A 10906-nucleotide genomic window follows, 5' to 3' on the forward strand; every position below is an offset into this window, starting at 1 on the left:
TCAGCATATTCATCCGATCATTTGAGGAGAACGTCAGTGTTGACAGCCAGCTACGTGGGCAACCACTCCATCGACATCTCAGAGGCAACGCCCACGGCGCCGCTCCCCGGTCAAGTACAGATCGAGGTCGCGTATACGGGACTCTGCGGAACAGACCTCCACATCCTCCACGGCAACATGGATGCTCGCGTCGAGACCCCGCTCGTCTTCGGGCACGAGATGAGCGGCACGATCTCGGCCATCGGCGAAGGGGTCGAGGGATGGTCGGTCGGCGACCCCGTCACGGTGATGCCGCTCGACTGGGATGGCACATGCCCCGCGTGCCTCGCGGGAAACCAGCACATCTGCCAGAACCTGAACTTCATCGGCATCGACTCCCCCGGATCGCTCCAGGCCCTGTGGGACGTCGACGCAGACGTCCTCGTCGCCCTGCCCGCTGACCTGGGTCTAGACCATGCGGCCCTCGTAGAGCCGACCGCAGTCGCGGTGCACGACGTGCGACGTGGGGAGGTGCGCGAGGGCGACCATGTGGTCGTGATCGGCGGCGGTCCCATCGGCGTTCTCATCGCAACGGTCGCCCGCGAGTTCGGCGGGACCGTGGCTGTCATCGAGCTGGACCCCAATCGCCGCGCCCAGATCGCCGCGCTGGGGTTCGAGACGCTCGACCCGCGCGAGGTCGACCAGGCCGCCTGGGTGAACGAGTGGACCGCCGGCGCGGGCGCAGACGTCGTGTTCGAGGTCTCGGGTGCTGCGGCAGCGGTGCTGGCGGCCCCGGATCTCGTGAAGGTGCGAGGCACCCTCGTGGTCGTCGCGATTCATCCGACTCCACGGGAGATCAACCTCCAGCGGGTGTTCTGGCGAGAGATCACCATCCGCGGTGCTCGCGTGTACCAGCGCACGGACTTCGAGAAGGCCGTCGAGCTCCTGAGTCGCGGCGTCATCCCCGCCGACATGCTCATCACGAAGATTGTCCCCCTGTCGCAGACCCAGGCGGCCTTCGCCGACCTGGAGAATGGTCAGGCGATGAAGATTCTCGTCGACGTGAAGGGGCAGGCATGACCGCCTCTTTTGACCTCACCGGCCGCCTCGCCGTGGTCACCGGCGCACGGCGCGGAATCGGCTTCGCCATGGCCGAGGGCCTTGCGGCGGCTGGCGCGGACATCATCGGCGTCAGCGCGACCATGGAAGCGGAGGGCAGCGCGATCGAGAATGCCGTCACCGCTCACGGCCGCAGCTTCACAGGAATGGCCTGCGACTTCGCCGATCGCGAGGCCGTCGCCGCTCTTGCCGAGCGACTTGCCGGGCTCGACGTGGACGTCCTCGTGAACAACGCTGGCACGATCGAGCGCGCACCCGCCGCCGAGCACCCGATCGAGCTCTGGGACAGGGTCATCGCCGTCAACCTGTCGAGCCAGTTCGTGCTCACCCAGGCGATCGGGGCATCGATGATCGCGCGCGGCTACGGCAAGATCATCTTCACCGCGTCCCTGCTCAGCTTCCAGGGCGGCATCAACGTGCCCGGCTACACGGCCGCGAAGTCTGGCATCGCCGGACTGACGAAGGCACTGTCGAACGAATGGGTCTCCAAGGGCGTCACGGTCAATGCGATCGCACCCGGCTACATTGCGACCGACAACACCCAGGCGCTCCAGGATGATCCGGAACGCTCGCGCTCGATTCTCGCCCGCATCCCTGCTGGCCGCTGGGGCGAAGCGAGCGATCTCGCCGGGGCCACCGTATTCCTGGCGTCGCCCGCATCCGATTACGTGTCCGGCATCACTCTGCCCGTGGATGGCGGCTGGCTCGGGCGGTAGCGCACCAGCGATTGCCTCCGGCGATCAGCCGAGCTGGGTGATAGCGATGCGCAAGCGATCGAGCGCCTCGCGCGCCAGCTCGCCCAGTTCTCGTTCGTTGCCCTCCGCGATCCATGCGGAGAAGGATTCCTTGAAGGCGAGCACGCCGAGTTCGCCCGCCACGATGGCCTGCGCCTCCTCGACCCCGCGATCACGCAGAGCCTCGGCCATGGCCTCGGCCATGCCCACCCGCTTGAGCGCTTCTCGCTCCCGCAGCTCGGCGCTCGTCGCGATGACGGCGGCGAGCCGAGGGCCCAGCTCTCGGTTGAACGGGGTCATCGCCCCTGCCGCGTTCTGAAGTCCGATGGCGACTGCGCCCAGCGGTGTCGCATCCGCAGCTGCCGCCGCGATGCCCTCCGCGAGGAGCCGAGACAGGGTCTCCTGGCCCGCCGCCAGGACCTCTCGCTTGTCGGCGAAGTGCCGAAAGAACGTGCTCTTGGTCAGGCCAGCGCGTTCGGCGATCTCGGCAACGGTCGTGTTGTCGTAGCCCTGTTCTGTGAACAGGTGCAACGCAGAGCCGACGAATCGCTGGCGCGCATCCGGTTCCCAACGAGGCATGGCTCCATTGTAGTGATGGGACTCTTGTCCCGTAACAGTGCTAGAGTGATGAGACTAAAGTCGCATCACTAAGGAGTTTCATCACCATGCGCGTTTTTGTCACAGGAGCATCCGGCGGCGTCGGAGCTGTGGTCGTGTCCGAACTCGTGGCCGCGGGCCACGATGTCGTGGGCCTCGCCCGTTCGGATGCCTCAGCACAGCGTGTCACCGCCGCGGGCGCCACAGTTCTTCGCGGGGGCCTCGGAGACCTCGACGTACTCACGGCAGCAGCCCAGCGGGCTGACGGAGTGATCAGCCTCGCCTTCAGCAATGACTTCGGCAGACTGAGGGAAGGGATCGCAGAAGAAGGCCTCGCGCTCCGAACACTGGGTGCGGCGCTCGTGGGCACGGGCAAGCCGCTCGTGGTCGCCTCCGGCACCCCCGGCGTCGCCGGTCGCCCATCGACCGAGCAGGACCCGACCCCGACAGACGGCCCTGTCGGCGGTCGAGGAGTCAATTCACAGGCTGTTCTCGATCTCGCCCCGAAGGGCGTGAGATCCGCGGCCGTGCGCCTGCCGCGGTCCGTGCACGAGCGCGGCGTGGGTTACGGTTTCGCGGGAGTGCTCATTGCAACGGCACGGCGCACGGGAGTCTCGGGCTACCTCGGCGACGGCAGCCAGCGCTGGCCCGCCGTGCACCGCCGCGATGCCGCCTCGCTCTTCCGCCTCGCGCTCGAGCAGGCCGATGGAGGAACCATCCTGCACGCGGTGGCCGACGAGGGCGACACGATGCTGAGCCTCGCGGAGGTGATCGGGCGCAAGCTCGGCGTGCCGATCGCCCGGGTTGCCGACGACAGTTTCGGGCCGCTCAGCCCGATCTTCGCGACCGACCAACCCTCTTCGAGCGCCCTGACACGTGAGCGTTTCGGCTGGACGCCATCGCACCCGAGCCTGCTCGACGACCTCGAGGCGGGAGACTACCCGACGTAACGGGCATCCCGAGCGCACTTTTGTCAGTGTCTGCCAACACGTCCGCAAGGCAGTGATCGAGTCGTGACCGGGCGCTAGTGTGACCCCTATGTTCACCGGCCTCAGCGCGTTTCCGCTCACTCCCATCACCGAGAACGGCGTCGACGGGGTGGGGTTCGCGAGGCTCATAGATCGGCTCGCTGCGGCGAAGGTCGATTCGATCGGAGCGCTCGGCTCGACCGGCAGCTACGCCTACCTGACCCGGGATGAGCGTGCTCGGGCCCTGGAGATCGCCGTCGAGCACGCGGGCTCCGTGCCCGTGATCGTCGGGGTGGGCGCTGTCTCGACCCGCCAGGTGCTCGCCCACGTGGCCGACGCCCAGGACCGTGGCGCGGCCGCCGTGCTGCTTCCGGCCGTCACCTACCAGGCGCTCAGCGACGACGAGGTCTACGGGCTGTACGCAGATGTCGCGATGTTCGCCGACATCCCGATCGTCGTCTACGACAACCCGGGCACGACGCACGTGACCTTCAGCGACGACCTCCACGCCCGCATCGCCCAGCTCGACGGCATCGCCTCGATCAAAATCCCGCCCGTCTCGCGCGACCTCGCCAAGACCCGGGACAGGGTGGCCCGCCTGCGCGAACGCCTGCCAGAGCACGTGACCATCGGGATCAGCGGCGACACCGTCGCTCCCGTGAGCCTTCTCGCCGGATGCGACGGCTGGTACAGCGTGCTCGGCGGCATCCTGCCGGAGCCCTACCTCGCCATCACGCGCGCGGCTCTCGCGGGCGACGCTCAGGAGACGCGCAGGATCACCGCATCACTGGATGCGATCTGGTCGCTGTTCCCGCGCTTCGGCAGTTACCGCACCGTGTCTGTGATCGCCGCGCACCTCGGTCTGATACCCCCGCAGAACCTGCCGCGCCCCGTGCGCGAACTCGTCGGCGCCGATCGCGAGGCCGTGATCGAAGCCATTTCGAGCCTCGGCGACCTCGGCTCGCTCTGACCGGCGAAGCATCCGAACGTAGCTTGGCGTCATCTTAATGGCGCGATTCGGGCTGCGGGGTTAGTCTCTGCACTGTCGCAGCCCGACCGCACGTTCGAGCGAACCCGGATGGCACAGATCGCCAGCCAGGCGCGACATCGTCCGCAGAGGGAGCACCCATGACTATCACCAGCACCAGCCCGGTCAACAACGGAGTCAACAGCGACGCGCTGCTGTCGGCGCGCGACGCACTGCGCGAGACGCCAGAAGGCGCAGAGTTCGTCTGGCGCGCCACCTCGGAGTGGCTCGAGGGCACATACTCCCGCCAGACCATCGAGCACTTCAGCGGTCTCGGCGCCGAGCAGACCCACAAGAAGGCGTTCATCCTCGAGGGTGACCACCCCGAGGTCTTCGCTTCGGAGGATCGCGGTCCGACGCCCGTCGAGACCCTGCTCGCCGCACTCGCCGGATGCCTCACCGCCGGCGTCGCAGCCGTGGCGCAGAACCGCCAGATCCAGCTGCGCTCCGTGAAGGCGACCGTTGAGGGCAAGCACAACATCCTCGGCATCCTCGGCGGAGACCCGGATGTGCGCAACGGCTTCAACGAGATCAGTGTTCACTTCGACATCGATGCAGACGGTTCCCCAGAGGACATCGCCGCGCTCGTGGCGCAGTCGCAGCGTCGCTCCGCGGTGTTCGACGCTCTGGCGAACCCCACCAACGTCAACGTGACGGTCGGCTGAGAGCAGCCCTGAACACACTATGAAAACGACCACCGTGGTCATCGGGGCCGGCCAGTCCGGTCTCGCCATGAGCCGTCGGCTCACCGAACGCTCGATCGATCATGTCGTGCTCGAGCGCGGTGAGGTGGCGCACTCCTGGGCGAAGGAACGCTGGGATTCCCTGCGGCTGCTGACCCCGAACTGGCAGAACAGCCTCCCGGGGCAGCCGTACGCGGGCGACGACCCCGACGGTTATCTCTCGGCCAAGGGCGTCGCCGCATTCCTCAGCGACTACGCGGCGACGATCGCCGCACCGGTGCAGACCGGCACGACCGTCACGCGGGTGAGCGCCACTGACGACGGCTATGAGGTGGAGACGGACCGCGGAACCTGGAGCTGCGAGACCGTCGTGATCGCGAGCGGGGCCTGCAATCTCGGCAATGTGCCGGCGGTCGGCGCGGGGCTGTCGCCATCCATCCGCTCGCTCACCGCACTCGACTACCGCTCGCCCGATGACCTCGACGATGGCGGAGTGCTCGTGATCGGCGCCTCGGCGACGGGCGTGCAGCTCGCGGACGAGATCGCCCGCAGCGGCCGCCAGGTGACCATCTCGGTCGGTGAGCACGTGCGCATGCCGCGCAGCTACCGCGGCAAAGACATCTTCTGGTGGATGGATGCCGCCGGCGTTCTCGACGAGAGCTTCGACCAGTTCGACGACCTCGTTCGCACCCGTCACGTGCCGTCCCCGCAGCTGATCGGCACCCCGGAGCACCGCACGATCAACCTCAACACGCTGCGCGACGCGGGCATCAAGATCGTCGGGCGCCTCGGCAGGCTTCAGGATGATGTGGCCCAGTTCTCCGGCGGGCTCGCGAACGCCTGCCAGCTGGCCGACTTCAAACTCGGCAGGCTCCTCGATCGCTTCGACGAGTGGGCGGAGACGGCCGGAGCGGATGGCATCGGCGCATCCGAGCGCTACGAGCCGACGAAGGTCGACCCGCTGCCGACGCTCGAGACCAAGCTAACCGAGGCGGGTATCGGCACTGTCTTCTGGGCCACCGGATTCCGCCCGGACTACTCCTGGCTCGACGTTCCCGTGTTCGGGTACAAGGGGAGCATCAAGCACGATGGTGGCGTCGTGACGGATGCGCCCGGGATGTACCTGCTCGGCACGAGTCTGCTGCGCCGTCGCCGCTCCACCTACATCAACGGCGCCGAGAGTGACACCCACGACATCGCCGAGCACCTGCAGGGCTACCTCGCCGGGCAGAACGCCGTCGAGGAACTGCGCCAGTCCGCGTAAAGCTATCCGACCGGGCCGCCCCATCCGCCCGGCGCAGTTCTCGATGAAGACCCTCGAGCTGGCGTTCTCGCTGACGCTCGTCTGCGTGATCGCGGTGAAGTCATGGGAAGGCTCTCGAGAAGCCTCTCGGCATGGAGGGTGATAGATCCAACCAGAGAGGGGTCGGCACCTGGATGGGGCTGCGTCGACTCGGCGATCGCGATGGTCTCCTCAAGAGTTTCAGCAATGTGCTGACGAGCGTCGCGTACCCCCCAGGAGTCGACTTCAGCGAGGAGGTCGCTGCCATCGATGTCGAAGTAATCGGCCTTTCCATTCACGAGGAGAGACACCTCCTGATCGAGTCCCAGATGTAGCTGAGGAACAACGTCGTATTGCGGGGCAAGCCGCACCTCTCCACCGGGGAGGTGAAGAATCGAAATGTTCTTCGCGTGCATGTCAAGGTTTCCCAATGCGGTCGACATCACCAGCATTTTCGCGAGTTTTCGAACCTCAGACGCGGCTGCGTGTTCTCGCAGGACAGCGGCAATGGCTCGCAACCGGCCATCGCCTGGCTGCTGCTCATACTTACCGTCGCCTCGATGGCCGAGTACCTGGTTGAAGTCCTCCTGGTGGATTCGATCGCCTTGCCCATCACGGTCGTAACGTTCGACGACGAGCGCGCTACGGCCGGCGAAGTCGTGGATCCGAGTGTCAAAGGATGCGAGCCCCATTCCCCGAGCAAAGCGCGACCCGAACTCCTCGTCGAAAATGAGAGAGCGGTAACGGCCCGACTGCGGCTTGATGATATGGGTGGACGGGTATCCGTCAAGCGGCTCTGCCCACTCCCCGTTCACGAACGCGAGAAGGATCTTGTCCTGCACTCCGGCGAGGGAGGATAGCCGCCTGCGTCCTTTATTGCCGAGCGGGTTCGTGTGCACATCGTCGAACATGGCGACGATCTCCGGGTCGGCGACCGGGCGGATTTCTGGTATGCGCGGCTCTGAAGGATCGTCGGCGTCCCAGATCTGGAGCGCGCCGGCAACATCGCGACCGTAGCGCGCGAGGAGAGCCACCGTATTGTTGGCGTCCAGTCTGGCGTTTGCCGCGAGCTGTGTACGCACCGCGCCTTCGCTGAGCAGTTCTTCGAAGAAGTTCCTCTCTCGCGCCCCATTCTTGCGATAGTCGTGCTCGAAGAGGGGAACAGCAATGGACATCACTGTGCTGCCGAGACCGAAGCGTTCGATTGCTCCGGGGGTCGGCATAAAGCTGAACTCGTCACGCTCCCCGAGAAGCGCGCCGATTTCGACCCCGTAAAGTTCGACGGCGAGCTGAACCATCAGCTCTGCGCCTGGGCGGCGTCGGTGATCTCGGTGTACATGACGACCCCGGTAGCCCTCATGTATTTGAACAGTCGCTTGAGCGCCAGGGTCGGTTTCCCGCCTTCCAACTCGATGACATAGCGGCGGTTGACGTCCATGTGCTCTGCGACCTCGTCCTGCGTAAGGCCGTGGGAGAGCCGCGCTTCACGAAGAATACGACCCAATGCTTCCGGACTGGTGACGCGTGCACTGCGCATGGTTACATTTTCCTCACCCGAGAGCCAATGTGCGGATTTCCACACTATCAGATTCATGTGCGAAAAACAGCACAGTCAGGTGCTCGAGATGACGCGGGTTCAGCACGGTTCGTGCGAGCCCCTGCCGTCAGTGCACGGGCGCGACGCGCTGGGAGACGAGCACCGAGGTCGCGACGACGACGAGGTGCATGGTCGCGAGCGCGACCACGGCGATGAGGGTCGTGCCGGGGATGAATCCGGTCGCGAGCAGGATGCTGTCCGGGACGAACGACAGCACCGTGAACACCGGCACCAACACCTTCAATACCGCAGCGGGACGTGCGGTGAGTGACCGCACGATCCGCCAGCCGAGGTGTGCGAGCACGAACATGATGACGGTGAACGGCGCGAAGACGTAGATGGTGAGCGGTGAGAAGTCCGCCTTCGCGCCACTCGCGACGGCGATGGAGGCGAGCCCCCAGTTGATGCAGACGGCGACGACGGCACCGGCAACGAGCAGGACGGTGCGGCCCGAACTCGACAGCCGGGACTGGCGTGTGATGGTGGTCATGGCAAGCCCTCTTCCTGAGTGCCAGGACGAGTCTCGCCCTGCGCGATACCGCCGACGGTATTGGGACTGCGCGGCCAGTGTCGAGCGAAAATTGGGTATTTACACCCGGCGTCGTAGCGCCTGAGCACGGGGTACTCCGCCGGAAGCACGCGCTGCCACATCGACTACGCCATCCCGGTTACGATGGGCCTCAGCGCAGCATCACGTTCACCTCGGCTGAGCCGCATCGCCGCGCCCTCACTGACACGCACGAAGGGGTGTACCTGCATGAGATCCGTCGATGGCGATTGGTCACACGATTCGACGCTGGGGGCAATCGTCGCGCGCATGGTGCCGGAGGAAGCCACGGCATCCACGGCACAGCTCGGCGCGGTCGAGTTCATCGCCAGCCAGTTCGCGACGGATCGAACCGAGCGGATGCCCGCGCTCGCCCGCGCGATCGACGCGATCGATGCAGAGGCGGTCGCCGCTCACGGCGCACCGTTCGACAGGGTGCCTCCGCAAGCTCAGGATGAGTTGCTCCGCGCACTTGCCGCCGGAACCACCCGCACGGAGTGGTCGGATGACCCCACGGAGGCCATCGACCTGCTCGCGCTGCTGTGCGCCGAGGGCTATTACGCCGCGCCGCGCAGGGACGGCTCCGAGCCCGCTGGGTGGGCCGCGACGGGGTTCCGGGTGTTGCCCGACGGCGCGCGCTGGCCGATGCCGGAAGCGGTTGCGACGCCATCCGTCACCTTCGACGACACCGCCGAGCGGTACGACGCCATCATCGTGGGCGCCGGCGCCGGCGGGGCCACGGCCGCGCAGGTGCTCACGGAGGCGGGCATGTCGGTACTGCTGGTGGAACGCGGAGAGTCGTTCTCCTCCGAGGAACTCCCCCTCGACCTGCTGCGCAGCGAGCGTTCGATCTCGGGGCTCCCGACGAAGACGGGCGGGGATCCGGTCGGCGACCCGCGAGTGGTGGAGACGTCTGCGGGCAGGGCGGTCGTCTATCCGCCCGACCCGCGCTGGAGCGCGAACGCCATGACCGTCGGCGGCGGAACGCGCGTCTACGGCGCCCAGACCTGGCGGTTCAGCCCAGAGGACTTCCGGATGGCGTCGACCTACGGGGTTCCGTCGGGCAGTTCGCTCGCGGACTGGCCGATCTCCTACGACGAGCTGGAGCCGTGGTACGACCGCGCGGAGTGGGAGCTCGGGGTCTCGGGCGAGCAGGGCCACGATCGCTTCGCCGGGCCGCGCACCCGCGACTATCCGATGCCGCCGCAGACACAGACGCTCGATGGCTCACGGTTGGAGCGAGGCGCGGCGACCCTTGGCATCCGCACGGGCCCCGTGCCGCTCGCGATCAATTCAGTGCCGTACAACGGCCGGCCCGCCTGTGTGCGCTGTGGCCTCTGCGTCGGTTACGCCTGCCACGCTGGGGCGAAGAACGGTTCGTTCAACACCTCCCTGCCGCGCGCCCTGGCGACCGGTCGCTGCGCCTTACTCACCAGGGTCAGCGCTGAGCGCATCCTGAGCGATGCCTCCGGTGCCGCGATCGGCGTGGGCCTCGTGACTTCGGTCGATGGCGGCGCGCGCAGGCGCGAGGTGTTCGCGGATCGGATCGTGGTCGCGGCCGGCGCCATCGAGAGCGCTCGCCTGCTCCTCAACAGCGCGCACGCCGCGGAGCCGAACGGTCTGGGCAATACGCACGACCAGGTGGGCCGCAACCTGCAGGCCCACGTCTACGCGGGTGCCGTGGCCCTGTTCGACGATGTCGTGCAGGATGGCCTCGGGCCCGGCCCGTCGATCTCGACGACGGACTACCGCCACAACGTCCCCGGCATCATCGGCGGTGGCATGATCGCGAACGACTTCGTGCCGACTCCGCTCACCGTGTGGAACACGCTCTCGACGCTCGGCGTGATCGACCGTTTCGGGGCGGACAGCGTACGGGGCATGCACAAATACCTGTCGCGGATGGCGATGGTCTTCGGGCCGATCCAGGAGATTCCGAACCCGGAGGCGCGCGTGCGGGTGGACCCGGATGTGCTGGACCGCTTCGGGATGCCCGTGGCGCTGCTGAGTGGGGACATCCACCCCGAGGATCGCAGGGCTGCGGCCATGCTCGCCGACCGTGCCGCGGAGTGGCTCGAGGCCAGCGGCGCTGCACGAGTGTTCCGGATGAACGCGGACGACCGCCCGGAGGGCCCGAGCGGCGGCCAGCACCAGGCAGGCACCTGCCGAATGGGTGATGACCCGGCCGTTTCAGTCACGGACCAGTGGGGTCGCGTGTGGGGGCATCCGAACTTGCTCATGGCAGACGGCTCGGTGCACGTCACGAACGGCGGCGTGAACCCCGTGCTCACGATCATCGCGCTGGCCTACCGCAACGCGACGAAGCTCGCGGAGGAGTGGCAGGCGGAGCGCGAGTGAAATTTACTCGGATGG

Annotated in this window: 11 protein-coding genes; 7 read left to right on the forward strand and 4 right to left on the reverse strand. The window is 66.9% G+C overall.

Going from position 1 to position 10906, the window contains the following annotated elements:
- Positions 1–36 precede the first annotated feature (36 nt).
- Both ABUA28_RS01255 and ABUA28_RS01260 read left to right on the forward strand, forming a co-directional pair.
- Positions 37–1059: a zinc-dependent alcohol dehydrogenase gene (locus ABUA28_RS01255; RefSeq protein ID WP_349902015.1), complete on the forward strand. Its 1023-nt coding sequence runs from the start codon at positions 37–39 to the stop codon at positions 1057–1059.
- Positions 1056–1814: an SDR family oxidoreductase gene (locus ABUA28_RS01260; RefSeq protein ID WP_349902016.1), complete on the forward strand. Its 759-nt coding sequence runs from the start codon at positions 1056–1058 to the stop codon at positions 1812–1814. The genes ABUA28_RS01255 and ABUA28_RS01260 overlap by 4 nt, the downstream gene beginning before the upstream one ends.
- A gap of 24 nt (positions 1815–1838) precedes the next feature.
- Here ABUA28_RS01260 and ABUA28_RS01265 read toward each other — a convergent pair whose 3' ends face one another.
- Entirely contained in the window at positions 1839–2411 is a 573-nt protein-coding gene (locus ABUA28_RS01265; RefSeq protein ID WP_349902018.1) for a TetR/AcrR family transcriptional regulator, read from the reverse strand.
- 86 nt (positions 2412–2497) lie between these two features.
- On the opposite strand from ABUA28_RS01265, the gene ABUA28_RS01270 reads away from it, so the two are divergent.
- The 4 genes from ABUA28_RS01270 to ABUA28_RS01285 all read left to right on the forward strand — a co-directional run bounded on the left by ABUA28_RS01270 (position 2498) and on the right by ABUA28_RS01285 (position 6371).
- Positions 2498–3379 carry an SDR family oxidoreductase gene (locus ABUA28_RS01270; RefSeq protein WP_349902020.1) on the forward strand — a complete coding sequence of 294 codons (882 nt, stop codon included), beginning with the start codon at positions 2498–2500 and terminating at the stop codon, positions 3377–3379.
- Positions 3380–3467: 88 nt separating this feature from the next.
- Positions 3468–4367: a dihydrodipicolinate synthase family protein gene (locus ABUA28_RS01275; RefSeq protein WP_349902022.1), complete on the forward strand. Its 900-nt coding sequence runs from the start codon at positions 3468–3470 to the stop codon at positions 4365–4367.
- 158 nt (positions 4368–4525) lie between these two features.
- On the forward strand, positions 4526–5089 hold the full coding sequence (locus ABUA28_RS01280; RefSeq protein WP_349902024.1) for an OsmC family protein: 564 nt from the start codon (positions 4526–4528) through the stop codon (positions 5087–5089).
- A 19-nt stretch (positions 5090–5108) separates the two neighbouring features.
- Positions 5109–6371 (forward strand): NAD(P)-binding domain-containing protein, encoded by a 1263-nt coding sequence (locus tag ABUA28_RS01285; protein WP_349902025.1) that lies wholly within the window; start codon positions 5109–5111, stop codon positions 6369–6371.
- 2 nt (positions 6372–6373) lie between these two features.
- Here the strand turns inward: ABUA28_RS01285 and ABUA28_RS01290 are convergent, their stop codons facing one another.
- From ABUA28_RS01290 to ABUA28_RS01300, 3 genes are all read right to left on the reverse strand, one after another.
- Complete coding sequence (locus tag ABUA28_RS01290) at positions 6374–7687, reverse strand: type II toxin-antitoxin system HipA family toxin (RefSeq protein WP_349902026.1); 1314 nt, start codon at positions 7685–7687, stop codon at positions 6374–6376.
- Positions 7687–7926: a helix-turn-helix transcriptional regulator gene (locus tag ABUA28_RS01295; protein ID WP_349902028.1), complete on the reverse strand. Its 240-nt coding sequence runs from the start codon at positions 7924–7926 to the stop codon at positions 7687–7689. Before ABUA28_RS01295 ends, ABUA28_RS01290 begins: the two co-directional genes overlap by 1 nt.
- Before the next feature lie 127 nt (positions 7927–8053).
- Positions 8054–8476, reverse strand: a complete 423-nt coding sequence (locus ABUA28_RS01300; RefSeq protein ID WP_349902030.1) for a hypothetical protein — start codon at positions 8474–8476, stop codon at positions 8054–8056.
- A gap of 267 nt (positions 8477–8743) precedes the next feature.
- On the opposite strand from ABUA28_RS01300, the gene ABUA28_RS01305 reads away from it, so the two are divergent.
- Positions 8744–10891, forward strand: a complete 2148-nt coding sequence (locus tag ABUA28_RS01305) for a GMC family oxidoreductase (RefSeq protein ID WP_349902031.1) — start codon at positions 8744–8746, stop codon at positions 10889–10891.
- Positions 10892–10906 lie beyond the last annotated feature (15 nt).

It is taken from the genome of Parafrigoribacterium humi, from assembly GCF_040227205.1.
Taxonomy (GTDB): domain Bacteria; phylum Actinomycetota; class Actinomycetes; order Actinomycetales; family Microbacteriaceae; genus Parafrigoribacterium_A; species Parafrigoribacterium_A humi.